Here is a 22,141-nt window from a genome sequence, read left to right as displayed (position 1 = left end):
ATCGGCTGTTAATTTTTAAAGATCGCTTCCGCAGTCACCACCGTCACCGCACCGCGCGTCGTCAACCTCACAACCACCCGGCACCGCTTCGTTCTGCGTCGCTGCATCAGCAGCAGAGAAACGAGATTATGGAGAGCGACTGCCACGTCGTCAACCCCCTTTTGTGAATTTTCTTTTGGGTAAGTGCGAATCGACGCTAAAAGTTGTGCTCCCCTATATACAGCAGGCTCGCCCGTAGCGATCGCATCGTGTGAGGACGAACGAGTTCATCTATAGTGAGGGACCCGTCCTTGCGCGTGGTGTACTGATGATGCGCATCCCTGACAGGCACGCGCTTGACGCTTGGGCAGACCGTGACTGAGTCCACCGCGAGTGAGAACACGAATTGGCATGCTCAAAATGCGCGCAATGGCGCAAGCTCGTATATAATGCGAGCCGCGCGAATTTCGTGCATCTCTATCGGCCCGCTTCGAGCGGGCTCATCTTTTTTGCTCCCCAGAGCACAGCCAAACAACCGCGTTGAGTCACTCAGGTGATGTTGAGCCATGCTCGAAACGCCTGACGGTCGCGTCTTGCGTCTCATAGCGAAGCCTCTAGAGGAGAATACGTGAACCCTTTTGATCGCGAAGATTCGCAACACGAAACGGCAGGCTACGCCGCCAAGGCACCCTCCGGCCGCGCCGGCAAAGGCAAGGCCGCCGGCAAGGCGATCCCCGTAGCAGCCGAGTTGCCGCCGCAGCAGGCCGAAGAGCGTCAGCGCCAGATGCGCGCGCTGATCCAGCTGGGCAAGGAGCAAGGCTACCTGACCCACGCTCAGATCAACGATCACCTGCCCGACAACTTCGCGCAAACCGCGGCGATCGACAGCATCGTCAGCGCGTTCAACGACATGGGTGTGCAGGTCTACGAGCAGGCTCCGGATGCTGAAACCCTGCTGCTGAATTCGAATGCGCCCGCGGTGGTGTCGGACGATCAGGCAGACGAGGAGACCGAAGTCGCGCTGTCGACGGTCGACTCCGAATTCGGCCGCACAACCGACCCCGTGCGCATGTACATGCGCGAGATGGGCGCAACCGAGCTGCTGACCCGTGCGGGCGAGATCGCAATTGCAAAGCGCATCGAAGACGGTCTGCACGAAATGGTGCAGGCGATTGCCGCTTGCCCGCTCGCGATCTCCGCAATCCTGGCCAGCGCCCAACAGGTCGTGGACGGCGAGCTTCGCATCGACGAACTGGTCGACGGTCTCAATGAGGATTCCGCTGCTACGGAAGAAGATGCGAGCGCGGATGCGATCGCCGAAGTCGATACCGACACCAGCGATGACGACGACAGCGATAGCGACGACGACATCGGCCCGGCCGATTCCTCGGCGGCGGACGAAGCACGTCTGAAGCAGCTGACTAGCGATTGCCTCGAGATCTTCACCCAGGTCGGCCTCCTGTACGACCAGATGAACGCGTCGCACACGCGCGGCGACGTCACCTCGAAAGCTTATCTGCGTGCCCGCGAAGAGATTCAGCAGCACCTCGCAAAGATTCGCTTCACGGCGCGCACCATCGACCGCCTTTGCGGCGACGTGCAACACCAGGTCGCACAGGTGCGTGAAATCGAGCGCCGCATTCTGCAGATCGTCGTGACGAAGAGCGGCATGCCGCGCGAGCAGTTCATCGAATCGTTCAAGGGCCACGAAGCCGACCTCGGCTGGACGGAGCGCGCAGCGCGCGGGGCATCGTCGTTCGGTGCGGCGCTCGAGCGCAATCTGCCCGCCATTCAGTCGGAACAGCAAAAGCTGCTCGACATCGAAGCGACGGTTTCGCTGCCGCTCAAGCATCTGAAAGAGATCAATCGCCAGATGGTCGCGGCTGAGTCGAAGATGCGCAAGGCCAAGAGCGAGATGATCGAGGCGAATCTGCGTCTCGTGATTTCGATCGCGAAGAAGTATGTGAACCGCGGCATGCTCTTCCTCGACCTGATCCAGGAAGGCAACATCGGTTTGATGAAGGCAGTCGACAAGTTCGAATATCGGCGCGGCTGGAAGTTTTCGACGTACGCGACGTGGTGGGTTCGCCAGGCCGTGACGCGTTCACTCGCCGACCAGGCGCGCACGATTCGCGTGCCGGTGCACATGATCGAGACGATCAACAAGCTCAACCGCATTTCGCGCGAAATTTTGCAGCAGACCGGCCAGGAAGCGCATCCTTCCGTGCTGGCTGAACGCATGGAACTGTCGGAAGAGAAAGTGCGCGGCATTCTGAAGATCGCCAAGCAGCCGGTTTCGATGGAAACGCCAGTAGGTGACGACGGCGACGCCACGCTCGGCGACATGATCGAAGATTCGGCCGCTTCCTCGCCGGCCGACGCAGCGATGCAGGCCGACTTGCGTGCCGCGATCGACGACGCGCTCGACTCGCTGTCGCCGCGGGAAGCGAAGGTGCTGCGCATGCGCTATGGCATCAACACGAAGTCGGACCATACGCTGGAAGAAGTCGGCAAACAGTTCGACGTCACGCGCGAGCGGATTCGCCAGATCGAAAGCAAGGCGATGCGCAAGCTGATGCATCCGAGCCGCGCGGATCGACTGAAGTCGTTCCTCGACCGCTAAGCAGGCCGTTGCGCTTGTCGTGCGCGATGCACGGCAAGCGCAAGCCGCGCAGCATTGGCGAGCGGCATCTCACCCCCTCAGTTCACCCCCACATCTCATACCGATTGCGTCGACGGCGATTGTCGCCGCAGTCCGGCTCGCATGCCGAGGCGCAACGCTTCAGGCGAGCAACGAAATGAGCCCGCCGATAGTAATTCCCGCAGCGAGCCAACGCCCCGCGGTATAGAACGCGTTGTGCTTTTCGTGAGGCCGATCCGGCCGCTCGAGGCCGAGCGTGCCGTAGGCAAACGACTTGGCCGCCGAGACGTCGGTTGCGGACGCGTCGTCCGCAGCCGAGGCGCTTGGCGCCGCGTCTTGCTGCCCCATGCCCGCCTCCTGCGCGGCCGTCGCGGCGCCCTGCCCAGAGATATGAACTGCAGCATCCTGCGTAGAAGTTTCAGGCTTGGACTCTGTCTGGATAGACGCGTCGTTCCCGGTAGCAGGCGATTTTTTTCGTCGCTTCCTTGCTCACCACAGAGCTACCTGGTCCCGATGCTGTAGAGGACGACACACTGTTGATTTGCACGGCAAGCTCCCCTTCATTTCTTACGCGCGCGCCGTCCCGTTTTCCACGGCGGTTTGGTCAGCACGTACTTGCGCGCGTCCGCAAAGACGCAGCTCGACGCATGGTTGGTTATAGGGTCTATCGACGTCGGGGAGGCAAATCTTGAGTGTCCGTAAGGGAGAGTAAGCGAGACGTCCCATGTGGCTCTGTTCGGTTTCTTTTCAAAGGCCGAAAACCACCCCTTGCTTCCCTTCGAGTATTCTCACCAAAATAAGAACCTAAACCCCACACGAACACCTTTTGCGCCCAAGCAAAAAACCTCCAGCCAACAGGAGCATCACAATTGGTAGAGTTTCCGTCTTCGGCGGTTTCGACCTGGGGCGCCGCAGTCGTATTCCTGAACGTCCTGTTGACACGCCTCGGCGTGCCGATCCCCGCGGTCCCCATGCTACTGCTCGCGGGTTCGGCGATTGCAGCCGGCTCGCTGAATTTCTGGCCGGTTCTCGTCGCCGCCGTTCTCGGTGCGCTCATCGGCGACGGCACATGGTTCACCGCGGGCCGCATCTACGGCCGCAGACTGATCTCCGTGCTCAGCCGGCTCTCGCCAGTCATCGATTCGAAAGTCGGCAAAGCACGCTCGCTATTCGAGCGCTTCGGCGTCCCACTCGTGTCGATCTCGAAGTTCGTCCCCGGGCTCGCGCTCCTCACCCCGCCGTTGATGGGCACGACAGCCGTCGATGCACGCATCTATGCAGCCTGGGACATTGCGGGCACGATGGCCTGGGCCACCTTCTGGCTGCTCGGCGGCGCCGCAGCTGAAAAACAGCTGCATATGCTGCTCGCCTTCGTCAGCGCACGCGGCGGCACGGTCGTCCACATCCTGCTGGCAGCCGCATTGGCGTACCTGGCGTTTCGTCTGCAGCAGCAGCGCCGCGCGCGCCGGCACCGGCGGTTGGCGCTGGCCGCACCCGATGCCGATCCAGCCGCAGCGTCGCCCGGATGGCGCCGCATCGCCCCGCCCATGATCCTGGACGCGCGTCCGGAGGCGCTGACGCATGAGGCGGCGTGCTGCATCCCCGGTGCGCTGGCGCTCGACCCGCACTCCCCCGAACAGATCGACGGCGCGTTGCTCGCCTATGACACTGTGATTTATTGCATCTGCGCGGACGACGCGACTGCCGTCGACATCACGGAACGGATGCGCCGCAACGGTTACACGCGGATTCGCGCACTAAGAGGCGGTCTGGACGCATGGCAACGGCGCGGCTTTCCCGTCGAGCCGCTTTCGCCCGTCGACGAACTGACGACCGGCAAACACACTGCGAAACCACCCGGCGACACTCACGACGCAGTCACGCTACGCGGACTCGCTCCACGGCGCAGCGAAGACGCTTGACGCGGCATGTGCGCATCGCCTCCTTCGCAACAGAATCGCCTGGCTAATCAGTTCGACGCACATCGCAAATAGGGTTCGTCCAGCTCTTTTGTTCGGGCACGCGCGGCGGCGCCCGGTTGCTTCACAACTTGCGCAGCAGCCCCGCGGCCGACCGCATCCGGCGCTTGCGTTCCTTCCTGAACCATTGAAGCGCCGCCTCGATGTCGCCCGAACCCGCCAGCAAGGCTACGTTGTCACGCAGCAGCATCTCGCTTGCGACAATATCGTTCAACGTACCGAAGCGTTTCTGAATCTGCTTAAGCAGTTTAAGCGTACGTTTGTGGCTGTCGTGCAGAACCGGTCCGAAAAATTCGAGCAGATAGCGCAGTCTCTTGCCAGCCTTTCTGACGTCATGAAACGATGTGTAATTGGAGCGCTTGGCGCGAGACGCGCGCTTCATGCGCTTGCGTAACGAGCGTTCGGAAACGGCCACGCGTTGGTCGGCGAATTTGCTCAGCGGCACGCGCTCATGCGCAGTGTTCAGCTCCTTGGCGGCGCTGCTCAACGCATCGCGCAACAGATGCTTGACGTCCGCGTTCGAGAGGGTTTCGCGGCTAGTTGCCAACGCGCCGCTGCGGATCTCTTCGAGTTTCGGCGCCATTGCCTGCGCGCCGGTATCGTTCTGCGTCATCAGTTCGATCAGAATGTCCCAATCGCGTGTTTTGCCCGCCGCCGTCGCCAGGTACTTGTACAGCGCCCGTTGCCGCGTATTCTCGCCCTTGTCGAGCCGCGGCTCGAACGCCCACCACAGCGAGCGCAGGCGCCGCAGCGACACGCGCAACTGATGCAGCGCTTCGGGCGATGCATCCTCGCGCACCGCGCCCGCGTATTCGATGGCACGATCGACGAGTGGCGCCGCGTACGACGCGAACGCCGCCTCCGCAGAGGGCTGTTCGCCGGCCGGCTGCTTATCCGCCGCGTGCTTGTCGGCATGTTTGTCGGGGCTTTTTTCGCCCTTCAGGCTTTCGCGTTTCATCGAACATCCTTCAAAAAACTCTCTCTGCAGCGTAGCAAAAAAAGGTGCTGACGGGTATTCAGGCAGTACGCATAAGTTAGCCATAGGGCACTTTTCAGGAATGATTCTTGCGGAGCTTGCGGCGTTATAACCGCGGCACCGATGACGCTTCATCAGGAGATATCTCCCCAGCCGCGCAGCGGGTGTTTTTCGGACCGCTAAGCATTCAAAACCGCCACGTCTCTGGCGGCATATCCTTCGGTGCGTGGAGAATATCAGCGCGCTGCCTCTCCAGATCCAGCCCCACCCGGGCGTCACACCGTTGTCATCATTGCGACACACGGCCCGCTCACGATCGGAAGCCCCGCGACAAACTTTGAGGACACAGGCCATGCCGGAACTTTCGTATCCGCAACCAGGCGCTACAAGCGGCAAGGGACGTAATCTCGGCCTTATCATTTTCCTGGTTGTGATCGCAGTGGGCGCCGTCTATTGCGCCACCCATTTGCTGGACGATTTACAGTCGGTTCGCGAAGCCTCTGTTCTGCCTTTTATCCTGCTTGGTATCGCCCTCCTGATCGCACTCGGTTTCGAGTTCGTCAACGGTTTTCATGACACCGCGAATGCCGTTGCTACCGTGATTTACACGCACTCGCTCGCGCCCAACATTGCGGTGGTCTGGTCCGGTGCATGGAATTTTCTCGGTGTGCTTACTTCAAGCGGTGCCGTGGCGTTCGGCATCCTGCAACTGCTGCCTGTCGAGCTGATCTTGCAAGTGGGCAGCAGCGCCGGCTTCGCGATGGTCTTTGCGCTGCTGATCGCCGCGATCATCTGGAATCTCGGCACCTGGTATTTCGGACTGCCCTCGTCCAGCTCGCATACGCTGATCGGCTCGATTATCGGCGTGGGCCTGATGAATCAGCTGATGCATGGCCCATCCGGCACCAGCGGTGTTGACTGGAACCAGGCCCTCGGCGTCGGCAAGTCGTTGCTGTTTTCGCCGCTGGTCGGCTTTCTGGCGGCCGGCTTACTGCTGCTGATCCTGAAAGCCGTGGTGCGCGTTCCCGGCTTGTATGCCGAGCCGAAGGGCAAGGAACCGCCGCCGTTCTGGATTCGCTGCCTGCTGATTCTGACCTGCACCGGTGTTTCGTTCGCGCACGGTTCGAACGACGGCCAGAAAGGCATGGGCCTCATCATGCTGATCCTGATCGGTACGGTGCCGACAGCGTATGCGCTGAACAAGGCGGTCACGCCGGCCGAAACGCAGACCTACCTCGCGGTCTCGCAGCAAGCCTCGGCGACGCTTGCCAAGTACACCAACGGCGCGGCGCCTTCCGAGGACCCGCGCGCCGACGTCGAAGCCTATGTGCGCACACGCCAGTTGACGCCTGCGACCGTGCCGGCTTTGCAGCAACTGACCGCGCAGATTGGTCAGCAGGTCGGCGCATCGGGATCGATGGCGGCCGTGCCGCAAAGCATCGTCGATAACGTGCGCAACAATATGTATGTCGCGTCCGAAGCGATCCGCCTGATGGACAAGGCCAAACAGCCCGCCTTCTCCCCGGACGACGCCAAGGCCATCAAGAACTTCAAGACGCAAACCGATCACGCGACGAAGTTCATCCCGACGTGGGTCAAGGTCGCGGTCGCCATCGCGCTGGGTCTCGGCACGATGGTGGGCTGGAAACGCATCGTCGTGACGGTCGGCGAGAAGATCGGCAAACAGCATCTGACCTACGGCCAGGGAGCATCGGCTGAACTGGTGGCGATGCTGACGATCGGCGCGGCCGACGTGTACGGCTTGCCGGTCTCGACAACACACGTATTGTCGTCGGGCGTGGCCGGAACCATGGCGGCCAACGGCTCCGGCTTGCAATGGGATACCGTGCGCAGCCTGATCCTCGCGTGGGTGCTGACGCTGCCGGTTTCGATCGCACTGGCCGCAGGCTTGTACTGGCTGTTCCGGATGGTGTTCTAGAGCCGCCGGGGCCGGTCAGGCGGCCGGCCCCGGATGAGCCGCGGCTGTCGTTATATTTCACTTGAATGCCGTCGGGCGTCGGCTATGTTGTAATCCATGGCGCGAATCCGTGGTGCAATGCAAAGTCCTTCCTGGCGAGGAAGGACCTCCGCGGCCAAAACAGGTGAGAGCACAACATGAGCGTAGAGCTAAACCACACCATCGTCTGGTGCCGCGACAAGCAGAAGTCGGCAAAATTTCTCATCGACATTCTGGGGCTGCCGAGCCCCATCGAGTTCGGCCAGATGCTGGTCGTTCAGCTTGCAAACGGCGTCTCGCTGGACTTCTGCGAAAGCGACGGCAAGATCGCCATGCAGCATTACGCGTTTCTGATCAGCGACGACGAATTCGACCAGGTCTTTCCGCGCATTCGTGACGGGGGCCTTCAGTACTGGGCGGACCCCGGCAAACAACGGGCAGGCGAAACCTATCTGCACAACGGCGGCCGCGGTGTCTACTTCGACGATCCCGACGGCCACTTGCTCGAGGTCATGACGCGCCCTTATAAACTCGGCGCGTAGAGTCTGCTCCCCGTCTTTTGCCGCCTGTTGTATTTCGCCGGTCCGGCAATCAATACACTTCCGGCACGATCATCGATTGCGGCACCGGCTGGCGGCTGTATTCGTCGTTATAGACCCGCGCCGGCAGTTCGATATGCGGGTGCTCGATTTCGTGATACGGCACCTGGCTCAGCAGATGGTGAATGCAGTTCAGCCGGGCGCGCTTCTTGTCGACCGCCTGCACGACCCACCACGGCGCTTCGGGAATGTGCGAGCGTTGCAGCATGACTTCCTTGGCCTGCGTATAGGCTTCCCAGCGGCGCCGGCTTTCCAGATCCATCGGGCTCAGTTTCCACTGTTTGAGCGGATCGTGGATGCGGTTCTGGAAGCGGATTTCCTGCTCTTCGTCGGTGATCGAAAACCAGTATTTGAGAATCTGCACGCCGCTTCTCGCCAGCATCTTTTCGAATTCCGGCACAGAACGGAAGAACTCCTCGTACTCCTCGTCGCTGCAAAAATTCATCACGCGCTCGACGCCCGCGCGGTTGTACCAGCTGCGGTCGAACAACACCATTTCACCGCCCGCCGGCAGATGCGACACGTAGCGCTGGAAATACCATTGCGTACGTTCGCGGTTATTCGGCGCCGGCAGTGCTGCGACGCGGCATACGCGCGGGTTGAGCCGCTGCGTGATGCGTTTGATCGCGCCGCCCTTACCCGCCGCATCGCGTCCTTCGAAAATCACCACGAGCCGATGACCAGTCTGCACAATCCAGTCCTGCAGCTTGACGAGTTCGCCCTGCAGCCGGAACAGCTCGCGGAAGTACCGCTTGCGCGCCTCGCGATGCTCAGGCGTGAAACCCTCGGCGCCGTCAATAATCCGGTCGTCGATCTCCATTTCGAGCTCCTCGTCGTACGCATCGATGAGGTCTTCCTCGAAACGGCGCTGCCGCTCTGCCAGCATTTCGGCGTCGGGTCTCGAATCCAGCTCTTTCATCGCGGCTCTCCTGGCAACAGAAATGAACACGTGCGCCACGCGAACGCGGCGCACGCAAATACGTCGATTATCGAAGCGCGAGGTGTCAGCCGTGTTACCGGTCTGAAAGCTGCGAGCTTGCGGCGGGTTTGCGCAAATGGGCGCGCGCCGGCGGCCTGCACGCCTTGCTGAGAACCATGATAGCGAGTTTTGCAAGCCCGTCCGGCGTTAGCGCAGCGGCCTGGCGAAGCTCAATTCGTGACCGTCCGGATCGGTGATGTGAAAGTATCGCTCGCCCCACGGCGCGTCGGACGGTTCGAGCGACGGCTTCAGCCCGGCCGCCAGCGCTTTCCGGTAGAGCGCGTCGACATTCGAAACATGGATGATTACGCGGCCCCACCAGTTGACCGGCGCACGCGCATCGACGATCAGATTCAGATACGAGCCGCCGAACGCAAACGACGTAAACGCTTCCTGCGGGCCGCCGAATTTCATCGGGAAACCGAGCGCTTCGTAAAACAACACCGCGCGCGGCATATCGCGGGTGGCGAGGGTGATGGCGCTGAGCGATTCGATCTGCGGTTCCGTCGGCGCGGTCGCTGCGGCCGCTGTAGTCCCTGCGACCGATGTGGCGGGCGAGTTCATTCTGGCTGTCTCCTTGGCATGGCAAGCCCGCCAGTCACCGCGCGCGGACATTATTCCCGCAGGCACGGCGGCGCAGGCCGGCACGGGAAAGTGTCTCACAGGCAGCGCCTGTGCACTGAGGCCTGGACCGCTCTTGAAAACCCACGCGACGCCCTGCATCTCCATTCCCGTTCATCCGGAGCATCACCATGGGAAGCCGCCCTAGCTTCATCGATGACCTGCCGCGCGCCGCGTCCGACGCCTCCGGGCCACCCACACTCAATCCGTTATCCGACGACGCTCTGCTCGACGCCTATTCCCGCACCGTCATCAGCGCGCTGGAACGGGTTCGGCAGGCGGTCGCCTTCATTTCCGTCGAACGCCGGTTGCCGGGCAAAGCGGGTAGCCGCAACGCGCGCGGCGGCACCGGCTCCGGCTTCCTGTTCACACCCGACGGCTACCTGCTCACCAACAGCCACGTCGTGCACGGCGCCACGCACATTCGCGTCACGCTCGCCGACGGCGCGAAATTCGACGCCGATCTGGTGGGCGACGACCCCAGCAGCGATCTGGCCGTGCTGCGTATCGGCTCGCCCGAGCCCTTGCCGCACGTCGAACTCGGCGAATCGTCGCGGCTGAAGGTCGGGCAGATTGCGATCGCGGTCGGCAATCCGCTCGGGCTCGCGCAAACCGTCACCACCGGCGTGGTGTCGGCGCTCGGCCGCTCGCTGCGGTCGACCTCGGGCCGCATGATCTACGACGTGATCCAGACCGACGCCGCGCTCAATCCGGGCAATTCGGGCGGTCCGCTAATCAATTCCGCGGGCCAGGTGATCGGTGTGAACACCGCGATCATTCCCGGCGCGCAGGCGATCTGCTTCGCCACTGCGATCGACACCGCCAAGTGGGTCATCATGCAGATCTTTGCGTACGGGCATGTGCGGCGCGCGTACATCGGCGTGGCTGGGACGACGAGGCCGCTGTCGCGCCGCATGCAGCGCTATTTCGGCTTGGGTTCGGAGAGCGGCGTGCAGGTAATGGAAATCGTCAAAGGCAGCCCGGCCGCCCTCGGCGGCCTGCGCACCGACGATACGATCGTCGCGATCGACGCGCTCGCGGTGCAGGACGTCGATAGCCTGCAACGCACGCTCGATGCCTCGCGTATCGACAAACTCGTCAACATAACGGTCTTGCGCGGTGCGCAACGGCTCGAATTGACGCTGACACCGGTCGAGCAGACCAGCTGATTGACCGCTTCCTCCGCAATAAAAAAGCCTCGCGCGAAATCAGCGCGAGGCTTTTCTGTTAAACGCAGCACGTCGTCACGACGCACCGCCCGGCTCGAAGCAAACGCTTACTGGATCACGCGCGTCACGCCACGGCCGCGCGGATCGGCCGCGGCTTCCGGCGTATCGCCATTGACCTTGATCGCCTGGATGTCGCCGCTGAAATCCTGCCCCTTCAGCATGTAGCCCTTGGCTTCGATCTGCTTGGCGAGTTCGCCTTCGATCGGCTTGTACGGCTCCCAGAAAATCGTGTTCGGCGGCAACAACTGATGATGGAAGCGCATCGCGCCAACGGCTTCCTGCAACGGCATGTTGAAGTCGTAAATGTTGTTGATCACCTGGAAGATCGACGTGAAGATGCGCGAACCGCCCGGCGTGCCGATCACGAGCGACACCTTGCCGTCCTTGGTCAGGATGGTCGGGCTCATCGACGACAACGGGCGCTTCTTCGGTTCGATCGAATTCGCATCGCTGCCCACCACGCCGAACATGTTGGCGACACCCGGCTTGGCGGAGAAGTCGTCCATCTCGTCGTTCAGCACGATACCGGTACGGTCCGCGACCACGCCCGAGCCGAAGTAGCCGTTGATCGTGTACGTGTTCGACACCGCGTTACCCCACTTGTCGATCACCGAGAAGTGCGTGGTTTCCGCCTTCTCCGGCATCGACGTGCCGAGGCCGGCCTGAATGCTCTTCGTGTCCGAAGGCGCGTTCGGATTGACTTCGCCGGCACGCTTGGCGATGTAGGCGTCGTCGGTCAATTGCGCGATCGGCACCTTGTAGAAGTCAGGATCGCCGAGATACTGCGCGCGGTCGGCGAACACGCGCTTTTCGATTTCCGCGATCAGATGCACGTATTGCGGAGAATTGAGCGTGACGTCCTTGAAGTCGGGTGCGATATCGGCCTTCATCTTCAGCAATTGCACGAGACCGATGCCGCCCGAGCTCGGCGGCGGCGCCGTGTAGACGCGATAACCGTTCCAGTCCGCCTGGATCGGCTGGCGCCATACAGCCTTGTACTGCTGCAGATCGGCCTTCGTCATCAGACCGTGACCGCGCATGGAAGCCGCGATCAGATCGGCCGTCTTGCCCCTGTAGAAGTCTTTCGCGCCTTGATCCGAAATGCGCGTAAGCACCGCGGCAAGATCGGCTTGCTTGAAGTTGACGCCCTGCTTCAGATTGCCGAAGTAGGTGTCGAAATTGGTCTTGCCGGCGAAGTCTTTCGCCGCCTCGTCGCGACGATCCTGCAATTGCTGGCTGACTTCAAAGCCGTCGCGTGCATAGTGAATCGCCGGCGCGAGCACCTGCTTCCATTTGAGCTTGCCGAAACGGCGTTGCGCTTGCCACATGCCGTCGACCGTGCCCGGCACGCCGACCGCGCGATAGCCGAACAGGCTCATGCCCTTGATGACTTCGCCCTTGTCGTCGAGATACATGTTCTTGGTGGCTGCCAGCGGAGCCCGTTCGCGATAGTCGAGGAAGTACGGCTTGCCGTCGACATAGAGCGTCATGAAACCGCCGCCACCGATATTGCCCGCTTCCGGATAGGTCACGGCCAGGGTGAAGGCAATCGCGACTGCCGCATCGACGGCATTGCCGCCTTCCTTGAGGATCTGCTCGGCGGCGTCGGCGCTGTACTTGTCGGCGACCGCAATGGCGGAAGCGGTGAGAACGGCCGGTTGCGCTTTTGCGGGCGGTTTGGCGTAAGCGGGCGTAGCTTCCAGAAAGCCTGCCGAAACGGAAACGAGTGCGACCAGCGCGAGCCCGCTCGCGGACGCTTTAGCGTTGTGAAACAACCTCATTGAACCTCCTCCGTGACATTGCTCTTGTGACAAGGGGAACCGCTGCCTTGGGCTTATAACATGCCGGTCCGGCATTGGCCAGGTCGTTGCACACAATCGGTGCATACTGCGTCACACAAAAATCGCGTCGCTCGATCACGATAAACGGCGACGAATTGTGCGGCGGGCAACGGCTCGAACCGGCATCGCATGCGGCGTGCGTTCAACGCTATCGGGCGCAGTACGAGCGCCGCAATCAGCCTCGCCCTCTTCCGCCGCGCGCGATTTCGTCGCCACTGCCATGCGGCAAACGCGCCGTCACCGGAATCGACAGGAACGAGAACAGGCCGACCACGAGGAACGCCGGCCAGAAATCGGAGAAGACGATGCTCGAATGACCCTGTACGTTATGCGAGATCTGCAGCACGATGCCGGCAATCGTCACGCCGAGCCCCAGCGACATCTGCTGGATCACGCTCGCCACACTCGTCGCGCGGCCGACGTCGCGGCTCGGAATATCCGCATACGCGAGGGTGTTCAACGACGTGAACTGCAACGACGGAAAGAAGCCGCCGAACAGCACCACACACCAGATCAGCCAATGCGGAGTACCGGGAAAGAACAGCCCGTATCCCGCAATGACCAACCCGGCACAGCCCGCATTGAACATCAGCACGGTGCGGAAACCGTAGCGGCCGAGAATGCGCGACGCGGCCGCCTTCATGAAGATCGACCCGAACGCGGACGCACACGTGATCGACCCTGACACGAACGCGGTCATGCCCAGGCCTTCCTGCAACGCGAGCGGCAATAGAAACGGCACCGCGCCGAGCCCGACGCGAAACAGCGAACCGCCCGCCACGCTCGCGTGAAAACTCGGAATGCGCAGCAGCCGCAGGTCGAGCACCGGCAATTCGACACGGCTCGCGTACAGCGCGTAAATCAGCAGCAGCACCACGCCGAGCGCGCACATGCTAAACGACACCGCGTTCGACACCAGCTCGCCGCCCACCAGCGACAACCCGAGCATGAACAGCGATGCCCCGCTCGCGGACAGCACAAACCCGGTCCAGTCGAGCCGCCCAGGATGCGCCTCGCGCACGTTGGCGATGTGCTTGTTCGCGAGCCAGATGCCCAGCAGGCCGATGGGAATGTTGACGAAGAAGATCAGACGCCAGTGCAGATACGTCGTGATAAAGCCGCCGAGCGGCGGTCCGACCATCGGCCCAAGCAGCGCGGGCACGGTCAGATAGTTGACCGCTCGAATGAAGTCCGACTTCGGCACCGAGCGGAAAATGATGATGCGCCCCACGGGCACCATCATCGCGCCGCCGATGCCTTGCACGAAGCGCGCAACCACGAAGGTGCCGAGCGAAGTGGAGGCCGCGCACATCAGCGAGCCAGCCATGAAGATACCGATTGCCGTGCGAAACACCGTGCGAGAGCCGAAGCGGTCCGCCACCCAGCCGCAGATTGGAATGAAGACGCCGAGACCGATGACATAAGCCGTCACGGCCAGCTTGAGGGTGATGGGGTCCTGGCCGAGATCGCGCGCCAGAACCGGCAGCGACGTCACGATGACCGTGCCATCCACGTTTTCCATGAACATCGCACACGCGACGATCAGTGGGACGATGAAAGTGCCTAGAGCAAGAGGCATTGGCAGGACGACGGTGTGCTAGGCCGTCGGCGTAAAGCCGCGATTATCGCATCGCATCGACAACATATGTTGTTGAACGGGATGTCCGGGAAGGGAAAAGCAGGGACTTCAGAGGCGATCGTGAGCCGGCATGCGGCCGGCGTCACGATGCAATAGCGCGCACATTACAGCGGCGATGATCGAGGAACGAGACTTAACGCGACGCGCCGACCAGCGGTTGCAGCTGCGGCAGAATCTCACTGCCTGCACGCTCGACATCGTTCGGGAAGTCGATTTCGATCCACGGCGCGCCGGTCACGTCGGCCGTATCGAACACCTGGCTGCGTTCCAGCAAGAGGTCGCGCACCGCTTCTTCGTGCGGCATGTTGGCCCGGCCGCTATCCACATAACCGGCCACGATCTGCGCAAAACGCCGGGCGGTTTCTTCGCGAAAGCGGAAGAAACCCACCGATTCGCCAATCGTGTCGTACTCGAGATTGACCGCGAGCTGCTTACGCAATTCGACCGGCACGCCGTCTTTCAGGCACAGCTTGACGGGTTCGTCGCCGGCTTCGAAGTCACGGTCGATCAACAGACGGTTGACCGTCTCGCCCGCCACCAGCGCGCTGAGAATGCGCTCGTCGTACAGCACGTCGGCGTCCATCAGCAGCACGTCGCCGCCGCGCGTCAGCGCCTCGGCCACCGTATGCACCGTCAGCACACTGCCTAGGTCGAAACGCGGGTTCAGCACGGTTTCCACCTCATGCGGCCAGTTGATGCGCGCCAACTCAGCCTGAACCGATTCCGGCTGGAAACCGAGCGCCAGCACGACATCCGTGACGCCGGCGGTTTCCAGCATTTGCAGATGCCGTTCGAGCAGGCTCATGCCGTCGAACTGCAACAGACACTTCGGGAACTGTGCTTGCGGCGGTTGCTGAAGACGCAGGCCGAGGCCCGCTGCGAGGATGATGGCACGCATGCGCGGTCCTTTGAAAAGATACGGAGATTAATCGGCAACCGGCACGCGCGCCGTGGCGCGCCGCCGCTGCCAGCTTCGTTCGCTGATGTGCAAAACCAGCAGACCCGGCAAGCCCAGCAGGATTTCGCGGGCGCGCTTGGCGAGCGACAACGCCAGCGCGGCATCCGGCGGCAAACCGACCAGCGGAGCGAGCAACAGATAACCGCCCTCCTGCACGCCGAGCGAGCCGGGAATCATGAACGCCGCGCCACGGATCGCCTGGCCGAGGCTTTCGAGCAGCAATGCATCGATCCAGTCCACGGGGTGGCCGAGAAAGCGCAGCGCGAGCCACACCTCGACCGTGCCGACAATCCAGCCCAGCAGACTCAGCGCGAAACTCGCCGCTACGCGGCCGCGTTCGCGGTAGATCGCCTGCACGGCGGCGTCGACGGCTTCGGCGCGCGTCATGAGGGACGACCAGTCGCGCTTGCCGAACATCTTCGCGATGACGCCCATCAAACGGCCGAACAGCCCGCGCCGCTGCGCGTAGTAGAAGCCTGCGATCATCGCGGCCAGCACGCCGGTGGCGATCAGCGTGGCGGTTTGCAAGTCATGTAGCGTGCCGTGCGCCGCGTTCGCGCCGAACAGCAGCAGCCCGAGCAGCGCGAAGACGATTTGCGCGAGCGCCTGAGCCGTCGTGCTGACGGTGATCGCGGCTGCCGCATCGCGCATGCGCATGCCACGCTGCGACAGCTGCCGCACCATCACGACCGGACCGCCGATCTGGCCGGCCGGCAACAGGCTATTCACCGATTCGCCGATCCAGCGCGCGAACAGCGCGTGGCGCAGCGTCAGATCGTGATGCACGCCGTCGCGATGCCGTTGGAACAACACCGAGATTGCGCCGGCGTCGAGCACAAGCGGCACCAGATGGAACGCTGCGACGAGCGCGAGACCCCAGCCCGCCGCGAGCAGCGTCGAGGCGATCGAGCCAAAACCCTGCCATGCGAGCAGGCCGACAAAAAGCGCCGTCCCAAGCGACAGCAGAATCAGAGCCGCGCGCGTCATGCGTGATCCTTGCCGCGCCTGGTCATCTGACGGAAGACCTGACGGAAACCGAAGTACGCGATCGCGTCCTTCATGTTCGAGATGAACCGGCGCCACGGCCGCATGTTCGGATCGGTGACGTATTCGAAGGTCAGCGATACGCGCATTTCGTTTGCCGCCGCCGGCGTGATCCGGTGACGTAGCTTGTCACCGTCGAAGAACACCAGACCGCCCGGCGGGATCTGCACCGAGCCGGGCTGATCCGGCACGTCCGGATTGCGCGTATGCAATTCGTAGTCGAGCCGGCACGACGATTCGTCAATCACGCCGAGCAGCAGCGTGTAGCGCCGGCCGTCATAGTACGAAGTATCGTAGTGCCACCCGATGTGGTCGCCGGCGCGCGTGTAGTAGTACAGCGCGTAAGCGTGCGGATCGTCCGCGGGCGACACCTGCAGCTTGTCGCCGCTCAACTGCTCGAGCCAGCCGATCAGTTCTTTCGAGCGGTACAGCTCGGCGATGAACGGCGCGAGGCGGTCGATCGTATGACGGCTCACACTGCCGCCCTGCTTGTGCCCCGGCAGATAGTTGCGGTTGACCTCGCCGAGGAGCCCTCGCGCGCTCTGGACGAGCTGAGCGGTGACTTCGGGAGCGAGGAAGTCCTCCAGATACAGGAACGCGTCCTGAGCGGCGAAATCCTTGCGCAGACGCGGGTTGTCGAATGTGCGCGTGCGGTTTGCGACCGCGCGGTCGACATTGGGTGCAGCGGTGGTCGGCGACGAACTCGGCGAACGTTCGGTGGACATCGGCGAGATCACGTCGTCTTCGGCGTGCGTACTCATTCGCTGGCCCACATTTGACGGGTTTTGGAAGCATCAGAAGCGCCGCCGGCGGGCGACGCCGCGGGGCGGGCGGCGCGGCGCGCGGTGCGCCAGAAGTCGACCACCACCCAGACGGCAAAGAGCGGCGCGCCGATCGCCGCTGCCACGATAAATGGCGTCACGACGCTCGTCAGTGTGACGATTGGCAGCAGGTACAGGACGTCTTCGGTTTCGAAGCCCCCGAGCGATGCCTGTTTGGTACCCGCCTTGCCTGCCATTTCCTCGATGCGCATGCGCAGGAAGAAAATCAGCGCGACCGCGACGCCGGCAACGGCGCCCAGCAGGCCGGGGGCGATTTTCAGATCGCCGACGTGCGTTGCCCCGACCCCCATGCCCATGCCGACGAACAACATGACCGTCACGACGGCGTCACACGCGAGGTCGTAAAAATGACCGATTCGGCTCGACTTGCCGCCGATGCGCGCGAGTTCGCCGTCCGTATGATCGGCAAAATTCGACAGCACGATCAGCAAAGCACCCGCATTGGCCCATGCAAAGCCGCCGTGAGCGAGGCACAGCGCTCCCACGACGCCGATCAGCAGACGCAGCGTGGTGAGGTGATTCGGCGTGACCCACGTGTTGACGAGCGGCGTCACGAGCCGGCGAGCGAGCCGGGCATCCCATGTTCTGGGCGGCGGAACGTTCGTTGGATTTTTTTGTCGCGAAGTCATAACCCGGAAATATATACGGGATCATGAAAGATTGCTTTCTTACCGCACGTTTCTTCGAGGTCCATTCGTTGCCGCCGCGTGAGCGCGCCCGAGCAAGATTTGCCGAATCGAGATAAAGTGCGAATCCAGTTGCGCCTGTTACACCCCATTACTTCGATGCGCAACGTCTCTCGGGTCTCGTCCAGTAGCCGCCGCCCGTTGCAAACACATCACATCGAATACGGGTCGCCATTCACGCCTATGAAACGCTTCTTTTCTTCTGTAGTCCTTGCGCTGTCCTTTGCGGCGCTGCCGCTAGCAAGCCGTGCCGCCACGCTCGATGCACCGCTGTTGTGCAATGAGAGCGGCCACCAGTTCATTGCCGATCTCGCGCAGCAACAGATGATCGATCCGAAGCCGATGCGGGTGGAGAGCAATTCGATCAACGCGTTTTCGCCGGCCCAGGGCGCCGAGCTGACCGCGTTCGGCTTTCGTGTGTTCGCGGTGGTCGGCTACGAGAAAGACGATCCGATGTTTCGCGTCGGAGATGGCGAACCTGTCGCGCAATCCGCTTACGGCGTGGTGGTGTTCGGCGGCGAGTCCAAGGTGCAGAACGCTATCGCCGGGGCCGGCAGCACGGCGATCGTGCATCACGTGGCGCCGCTCGTGACGGCGATTTTCTGCAAGCGGAGTTGAAGGGCGGTAGGCCGGATCAGCCGCCAGGTAAACCCACCGACGCGCCGAACCGGTCCTCATAGTTCGCGCGCACCAGCGGATCGAGCGGCGCTTGGACCGCCGCCACGCCGGATCAGCCCGGCCGGCGAAACGCGTTTTCGACCCACGCAGCGGCGCTCGCCTTGCTGAGCTTGAAGTTCGGCGCGACCTGCACTTGCGCGAGCTGTTCGCCGAAGGCGTCGAGCGCGGTCAGCAGCGCGTACGGCTCGTCTTCGTCGGGAACGATATCCAGCGTGATGTCGAGTTCGTCTTCGCCGTCGGCGCTGGCCACTCTCACCTCTTTATGCAACTGCGCACGCAATTGCTGCTCGTGGCGGCGCAGCACTTCCGACGCGGTTTTCACCAGCGTGTTGAATGCCGACGTATCGAGCGGCTTCGGATCCTTCTTGTTGCGGCCCATGGTCCACGGGCCGACGAGCGCCGGCTCCGCTTCGCCGTCCTTGATCATTTCGACGGCCCAGCCTTCGTCGTCTTCGTTCTTGATGACGCGCGCGGTCCAGCCGTCGTCGCGCCACAGACGCGCTTCGTGCTGGGTTTCGGGCATTTCGGACGAGCCTTCCGTCGTGGAATCGGCAGCGGTATCGGACGATGGAAGGGGGGTATCGGTCATTACAGGTTCACTCACGGTCGCGGGGCGAAAACACATCTCGAGCACGCGATTCTACCCGCCCCGCACCCGCCAAACGCGGCGCTATGACGAACGGACAAGTCCAGACGGGAACACCGTTAATCGAAATAATCAACTTCGCCTTTTTGATGGAACTTATAAATCTATTATAAAAAAGGCGAAAAAACGCGGCCCGGAAGCCGCGTATAAAAGATGAAAAAGGCACCCTTGGTCAAAGGGCAAAATGAATTGTAGAACCGGATTCAGTAGAGAAAGACCTCACGAACAGGAAGAGTGTATTGCAGAAAAATGGGGGAATCGCATATTGCGAATTCTTACACGCTAATCCACGCAGACCAAAGCCCAGCAAGGCCGTCGTGATCGAGCAACGCCGGACATATTGACAAGCCAACCACTAATCTCGGCTCAAACAGACTTTTTCTTTATTTACCCGCACTTACGCGATTCAGATTCGCCATTACGGAATCGGTAAATCATTGTTGTGTCGCATGCGTGTAAATAAATGAATAGCAGGAATACACTTCGCAGCGGATCGTCAGGCTGCCCGCGGGATCGGCGGTGAGCACTGGAATGCGATTCTCTAATGCACTGTCTCGGAGTTATGAAACATGAAAAAAACCCTCATCGTTGCGGGCATCATGGGCGCGTTTGCGCTCACCGCGCACGCACAAAGCAGCGTCACGTTGTACGGCACGATGGACGCCGGTCTCGTCTATTCGAACAACCAGGGCGGCCACAGCAACTGGCAGCAAGGCAGCGGTTCGGTGTCGAACACCTACTTCGGTCTGCGCGGCAGTGAAGACCTCGGCGGCGGTCTGCACGCGATCTTCACGTTGGAGAACGGCTTCAACCTGAATAACGGCCAGTTCTCGGAAAGCAGCACGATGTTCAATCGTCAGGCCTTCGTCGGTTTGCAGAGCGACCGGTACGGCACGCTGACACTCGGCCGACAGTACGACTCCGTGGTCGACTTCCTCGCGCCGCTGTCCGAAGCGGGCGCGGGCTACGGCAACAATCTGGCTGCTCACCCGTTCGACAACGACAATCTCGACAACTCGTTCTCGATCAAGAACGCCGTGAAGTACACGAGCGCGAATTACGCCGGCCTCAAGTTCGGCGGCCTGTATGGCTTCAGCAACTCGGCCGGCCAGTTCTCGAACAACCGCGCATGGAGCGCCGGTGCTTCGTATGACAACGGCCCGTTGAGCGTTGCTGCCGCTTACCTGCAACTGAACAAGTCGGGCAGCTCCAACCTGGGCGGCGCCGTGTCGCAAGGCGACGGCACCGCGGCTGTCGCGGCCAACCTGCAACGCACGTTCGGCGCGGGCATCAACTACTCGTATGGCCCGGCAACCGCCGGCTTCGTGTACACGCATACGCAACTGGACGGCATCACCGGCGTGGACGTCGGCGGCACGACGCTGCCTGGCCTGGCGGGCACGAATCTGCACCTGGACAACTACGAGCTGAACGGCCGTTATGCGCTGACGCCGGCTCTGAGCCTCGCGGCGTCGTACACGTTCACCGACGGCAAGATGTCGGGTTCGAACGGTTCGGGCGATCCGAAGTGGCACACCGTGTCGCTGCAAGGCGACTACTCGCTGAGCAAGCGCACCGACGTGTACCTGGAAGGCGTGTACCAGCACGCATCGGGCCAGCTCGGCAACTTCGGCGCGAACGTCGCGGCGATCAACACGCTGGCACCGTCGTCGACCGGCAACCAGGTTGCCGCGGCTGTCGGGCTGCGTCACCGTTTCTAAGTTTTTCTAGCGGTACGCGCGGGTCGGATGTACCGATCCGGTCTGCAATCAAACCCGCGCGTGACACGATCATGCGCGGGTTTTTTCATGGGGCTTGCATTTCGACTTGGCGAGAGTGACGGCGCCAGCATGCGGTAGGTATACTGGGCGCCGCTGCCTTCCTCGCCGCGACGTCGCTGCGGCTGAACGGCGGCTTCGTCGCGAAGCATGGCGTTACGGTCAATCTCGTCGCGCTTCGCCCGCGCCCCAAGTTCCCGTGCACGACCGGGGACGCCGACGATCCGATCATGAAAAGACTCCTCCTGCTTGCTCCTGTTGTTCTGCTCGCCGCCTGCGGCTCTTCCGGCGGCCCCGCCGCCCGCGACGCATCCCAGCCGATGATGTATGTCTCTTCGCAGCGCGCGCCTGCCGATATCGCCGGTTGTCTCCAGGACCGCTTGTCGCGCGTGCGCATGTCACGCGTCGGCGGCGCGACTGAAATTGCCGTCGGCTCGGATTCTAATAACTCGTATTTCGTCACGCTGACGCCGTTGAACGCCGGTTCAGTCATCAAGGTGATGCATCCGGCGAACGCGCCGGACGATCCGCCGGAACCGGAAATGCGCTTCGATATTGCCCGCTGCGCGACCTGAGTTTTTTTGCTGGGTTGTTTACCGCGTCGTTTGCCGCGTCGTTTGCCGCGTCGTTTTGTAGCGCCGTCTTGTCGCGCTGTTTTGTCGTCCTGTTCGTAGTTCGCCGCCACGCCGGAACGTGATTTTTTTGAAGTCACGCTTCGGCTATTTTTTTACGCGCGCATCTGCGAACATAGCCGCCCCTTGTCTTTCATGCGGCGCGTTGCGTCGCGACCTTCGATGGCATCCAACAAAGCACATCACGCGACCGGTTTTGCGGCTGGCGCCATCGCCGCGGCTGTTGTCGCGCGCACCGGTGGCGGCGGTTCGTTTCACGCTGGCGTGCTGCTGAGTTTCATCGCCGGCGTGGCGGGGAGCACGGCGCCGGACTGGCTCGAAGTGGCCTGGTGGTCGCGGGCGCGGCGGCTGTGGATTACGCATCGCACGCTGACGCATTGGGGGATTGGCTGGCTGGCGCTGCTGGCGTTTTCCTATCACTGGCTCGGGCATTCGGT

19 protein-coding genes and 1 pseudogene are annotated in these 22,141 nt (G+C 62.1%); 9 read left to right on the top strand and 11 right to left on the bottom strand.

Translation table 11 applies throughout. The features are described from left to right. The first annotated feature begins 607 nt into the window (after window positions 1-607). Complete coding sequence (gene rpoD / locus DLM46_RS37800; protein ID WP_115109873.1) at window positions 608-2,602, top strand: RNA polymerase sigma factor RpoD; 1,995 nt, start codon at window positions 608-610, stop codon at window positions 2,600-2,602. A gap of 159 nt (window positions 2,603-2,761) precedes the next feature. Here the strand turns inward: rpoD and DLM46_RS40820 are convergent, their stop codons facing one another. After that, on the bottom strand, window positions 2,762-2,968 hold the full coding sequence (locus DLM46_RS40820) for a hypothetical protein (RefSeq protein WP_165848158.1): 207 nt from the start codon (window positions 2,966-2,968) through the stop codon (window positions 2,762-2,764). Between the two features lie 521 nt (window positions 2,969-3,489). Between DLM46_RS40820 and DLM46_RS37790 the strand changes: the two genes are divergently transcribed. Further along, window positions 3,490-4,542, top strand: a complete 1,053-nt coding sequence (locus DLM46_RS37790) for a VTT domain-containing protein (protein ID WP_115109869.1) — start codon at window positions 3,490-3,492, stop codon at window positions 4,540-4,542. 121 nt (window positions 4,543-4,663) lie between these two features. Here DLM46_RS37790 and DLM46_RS37785 read toward each other — a convergent pair whose 3' ends face one another. Then, window positions 4,664-5,557 (bottom strand): CHAD domain-containing protein, encoded by an 894-nt coding sequence (locus DLM46_RS37785; protein ID WP_115109866.1) that lies wholly within the window; start codon window positions 5,555-5,557, stop codon window positions 4,664-4,666. Between the two features lie 370 nt (window positions 5,558-5,927). Between DLM46_RS37785 and DLM46_RS37780 the strand changes: the two genes are divergently transcribed. Together DLM46_RS37780 and DLM46_RS37775 are read left to right on the top strand one after the other, a co-directional pair. Further along, window positions 5,928-7,514 (top strand): inorganic phosphate transporter, encoded by a 1,587-nt coding sequence (locus DLM46_RS37780; RefSeq protein WP_115109864.1) that lies wholly within the window; start codon window positions 5,928-5,930, stop codon window positions 7,512-7,514. A 176-nt stretch (window positions 7,515-7,690) separates the two neighbouring features. After that, window positions 7,691-8,074: a VOC family protein gene (locus DLM46_RS37775; protein WP_115109858.1), complete on the top strand. Its 384-nt coding sequence runs from the start codon at window positions 7,691-7,693 to the stop codon at window positions 8,072-8,074. A gap of 49 nt (window positions 8,075-8,123) precedes the next feature. On the opposite strand, the gene ppk2 is transcribed toward DLM46_RS37775, so the two are convergent. Together ppk2 and DLM46_RS37765 are read right to left on the bottom strand one after the other, a co-directional pair. Further along, a complete protein-coding gene (gene ppk2, locus DLM46_RS37770; protein WP_115109856.1) occupies window positions 8,124-9,050 on the bottom strand; it encodes a polyphosphate kinase 2 in 927 nt (308 codons plus the stop codon). A 207-nt stretch (window positions 9,051-9,257) separates the two neighbouring features. Further along, the gene (locus tag DLM46_RS37765) at window positions 9,258-9,674 is read right to left on the bottom strand and encodes a VOC family protein (RefSeq protein WP_115109877.1); all 417 of its coding nucleotides are present in this window, start codon (window positions 9,672-9,674) and stop codon (window positions 9,258-9,260) included. Between the two features lie 188 nt (window positions 9,675-9,862). Here DLM46_RS37765 and DLM46_RS37760 point away from each other — a divergent pair, with 188 nt between their 5' ends. Then, window positions 9,863-10,900: a S1C family serine protease gene (locus tag DLM46_RS37760; protein ID WP_115109853.1), complete on the top strand. Its 1,038-nt coding sequence runs from the start codon at window positions 9,863-9,865 to the stop codon at window positions 10,898-10,900. Window positions 10,901-11,007: 107 nt separating this feature from the next. Here the strand turns inward: DLM46_RS37760 and ggt are convergent, their stop codons facing one another. From ggt to DLM46_RS37730, 6 genes are all read right to left on the bottom strand, one after another. Further along, window positions 11,008-12,741 carry a gamma-glutamyltransferase gene (ggt, locus tag DLM46_RS37755; RefSeq protein WP_115109851.1) on the bottom strand — a complete coding sequence of 578 codons (1,734 nt, stop codon included), beginning with the start codon at window positions 12,739-12,741 and terminating at the stop codon, window positions 11,008-11,010. A 235-nt stretch (window positions 12,742-12,976) separates the two neighbouring features. Beyond that, window positions 12,977-14,380, bottom strand: coding sequence for an MFS transporter (locus DLM46_RS37750; RefSeq protein WP_115109850.1), 1,404 nt, complete (start codon window positions 14,378-14,380; stop codon window positions 12,977-12,979). 193 nt (window positions 14,381-14,573) lie between these two features. After that, complete coding sequence (locus DLM46_RS37745; RefSeq protein WP_115109849.1) at window positions 14,574-15,338, bottom strand: phosphocholine cytidylyltransferase family protein; 765 nt, start codon at window positions 15,336-15,338, stop codon at window positions 14,574-14,576. Window positions 15,339-15,365: 27 nt separating this feature from the next. Then, window positions 15,366-16,385 (bottom strand): flippase-like domain-containing protein, encoded by a 1,020-nt coding sequence (locus DLM46_RS37740; protein WP_115109848.1) that lies wholly within the window; start codon window positions 16,383-16,385, stop codon window positions 15,366-15,368. After that, window positions 16,382-17,203 (bottom strand): HalD/BesD family halogenase, encoded by an 822-nt coding sequence (locus tag DLM46_RS37735; RefSeq protein WP_115109847.1) that lies wholly within the window; start codon window positions 17,201-17,203, stop codon window positions 16,382-16,384. Before DLM46_RS37735 ends, DLM46_RS37740 begins: the two co-directional genes overlap by 4 nt. Beyond that, window positions 17,200-17,913: a CDP-alcohol phosphatidyltransferase family protein gene (locus DLM46_RS37730; RefSeq protein WP_115109846.1), complete on the bottom strand. Its 714-nt coding sequence runs from the start codon at window positions 17,911-17,913 to the stop codon at window positions 17,200-17,202. Before DLM46_RS37730 ends, DLM46_RS37735 begins: the two co-directional genes overlap by 4 nt. Window positions 17,914-18,153: 240 nt before the next feature. Here DLM46_RS37730 and DLM46_RS37725 point away from each other — a divergent pair, with 240 nt between their 5' ends. After that, window positions 18,154-18,588, top strand: a complete 435-nt coding sequence (locus tag DLM46_RS37725; RefSeq protein ID WP_115109845.1) for a hypothetical protein — start codon at window positions 18,154-18,156, stop codon at window positions 18,586-18,588. Window positions 18,589-18,700: 112 nt separating this feature from the next. Here DLM46_RS37725 and DLM46_RS37720 read toward each other — a convergent pair whose 3' ends face one another. Further along, the gene (locus DLM46_RS37720; RefSeq protein ID WP_115109844.1) at window positions 18,701-19,237 is read right to left on the bottom strand and encodes a hypothetical protein; all 537 of its coding nucleotides are present in this window, start codon (window positions 19,235-19,237) and stop codon (window positions 18,701-18,703) included. Between the two features lie 626 nt (window positions 19,238-19,863). Between DLM46_RS37720 and DLM46_RS37715 the strand changes: the two genes are divergently transcribed. The 3 genes and pseudogenes from DLM46_RS37715 to DLM46_RS37705 form a co-directional block, all read left to right on the top strand. Then, window positions 19,864-21,015, top strand: coding sequence for a porin (locus tag DLM46_RS37715; protein WP_115109843.1), 1,152 nt, complete (start codon window positions 19,864-19,866; stop codon window positions 21,013-21,015). A gap of 287 nt (window positions 21,016-21,302) precedes the next feature. Next, window positions 21,303-21,647, top strand: a complete 345-nt coding sequence (locus DLM46_RS37710) for a sugar ABC transporter ATPase (RefSeq protein WP_208866437.1) — start codon at window positions 21,303-21,305, stop codon at window positions 21,645-21,647. 219 nt (window positions 21,648-21,866) lie between these two features. Further along, window positions 21,867-22,141, top strand: a pseudogene (locus tag DLM46_RS37705) (metal-dependent hydrolase); the annotation flags it as partial.

This window comes from Paraburkholderia lacunae (assembly GCF_003353175.1).
Taxonomy (GTDB): domain Bacteria; phylum Pseudomonadota; class Gammaproteobacteria; order Burkholderiales; family Burkholderiaceae; genus Paraburkholderia; species Paraburkholderia lacunae.
This window is presented reverse-complemented; position numbering and strand designations above follow the sequence as displayed.

Coding starts and splice junctions, on each gene's coding strand:
- DLM46_RS40820 (WP_165848158.1), bottom strand. CDS start 2,968: ATGGGGCAGCAAGACGCGGCGCCAAGCGCCTCGGCTGCGGACGACGCG.
- DLM46_RS37785 (WP_115109866.1), bottom strand. CDS start 5,557: ATGAAACGCGAAAGCCTGAAGGGCGAAAAAAGCCCCGACAAACATGCC.
- DLM46_RS37780 (WP_115109864.1), top strand. CDS start 5,928: ATGCCGGAACTTTCGTATCCGCAACCAGGCGCTACAAGCGGCAAGGGA.
- DLM46_RS37775 (WP_115109858.1), top strand. CDS start 7,691: ATGAGCGTAGAGCTAAACCACACCATCGTCTGGTGCCGCGACAAGCAG.
- ppk2 (WP_115109856.1), bottom strand. CDS start 9,050: ATGAAAGAGCTGGATTCGAGACCCGACGCCGAAATGCTGGCAGAGCGG.
- DLM46_RS37765 (WP_115109877.1), bottom strand. CDS start 9,674: ATGAACTCGCCCGCCACATCGGTCGCAGGGACTACAGCGGCCGCAGCG.
- DLM46_RS37760 (WP_115109853.1), top strand. CDS start 9,863: ATGGGAAGCCGCCCTAGCTTCATCGATGACCTGCCGCGCGCCGCGTCC.
- ggt (WP_115109851.1), bottom strand. CDS start 12,741: ATGAGGTTGTTTCACAACGCTAAAGCGTCCGCGAGCGGGCTCGCGCTG.
- DLM46_RS37750 (WP_115109850.1), bottom strand. CDS start 14,380: ATGCCTCTTGCTCTAGGCACTTTCATCGTCCCACTGATCGTCGCGTGT.
- DLM46_RS37745 (WP_115109849.1), bottom strand. CDS start 15,338: ATGCGTGCCATCATCCTCGCAGCGGGCCTCGGCCTGCGTCTTCAGCAA.
- DLM46_RS37740 (WP_115109848.1), bottom strand. CDS start 16,385: ATGACGCGCGCGGCTCTGATTCTGCTGTCGCTTGGGACGGCGCTTTTT.
- DLM46_RS37735 (WP_115109847.1), bottom strand. CDS start 17,203: ATGAGTACGCACGCCGAAGACGACGTGATCTCGCCGATGTCCACCGAA.
- DLM46_RS37730 (WP_115109846.1), bottom strand. CDS start 17,913: ATGACTTCGCGACAAAAAAATCCAACGAACGTTCCGCCGCCCAGAACA.
- DLM46_RS37725 (WP_115109845.1), top strand. CDS start 18,154: ATGAAACGCTTCTTTTCTTCTGTAGTCCTTGCGCTGTCCTTTGCGGCG.
- DLM46_RS37720 (WP_115109844.1), bottom strand. CDS start 19,237: ATGACCGATACCCCCCTTCCATCGTCCGATACCGCTGCCGATTCCACG.
- DLM46_RS37715 (WP_115109843.1), top strand. CDS start 19,864: ATGAAAAAAACCCTCATCGTTGCGGGCATCATGGGCGCGTTTGCGCTC.
- DLM46_RS37710 (WP_208866437.1), top strand. CDS start 21,303: ATGAAAAGACTCCTCCTGCTTGCTCCTGTTGTTCTGCTCGCCGCCTGC.